The organism is Alicyclobacillus fructus (assembly GCF_017329605.1).
GTDB lineage: Bacteria > Bacillota > Bacilli > Alicyclobacillales > Alicyclobacillaceae > Alicyclobacillus > Alicyclobacillus fructus.
The window spans coordinates 1-390 of record NZ_JAFMTY010000092.1 but is presented as its reverse complement, the minus strand read 5'-3'; the positions used below and the strand labels follow the sequence as shown (position 1 = coordinate 390).

Here is a 390-nt window from a genome sequence, read left to right as displayed (position 1 = left end):
AATCGCGCGAATGCTCATGCCGGAAGCGTAAAGCTGCTGAACTTCTTGAACACGTGCCCACTTGGCCGCTCGACGTTCGTGTTGTCGTCGTGATTTTTACGAGCATCGGGGTGCCATGGCGCGTTCGGTGGACGGTGCATAAGCATCGTCGTCTTTCCAAACGGGAAGAGGCTGCCGTGCAACATATCGCTGAACAGCGTCACCAAGATTCTTCAGAAGGTGCCATCGATCCGCGACCTGAATCGCTGAGGGCAAACCGAACCGTATGGCGTCAGCGTACGCATTCGCACGGTCGCGACTGACCAGGCGGATTTCGGGATGAGCCCGAAGCCAATCGGCCACGGTATTCTTCTCTCGGTCTGGGAGTACATCCACGACGCGATGATGCTT

General features: G+C 56.9%; 1 pseudogene. It reads right to left on the bottom strand.

Annotated elements, in window-relative coordinates:
- Positions 1 to 189: 189 nt before the first annotated feature.
- Positions 190 to 390, bottom strand: a pseudogene (locus J3481_RS14460) (transposase); the annotation flags it as partial.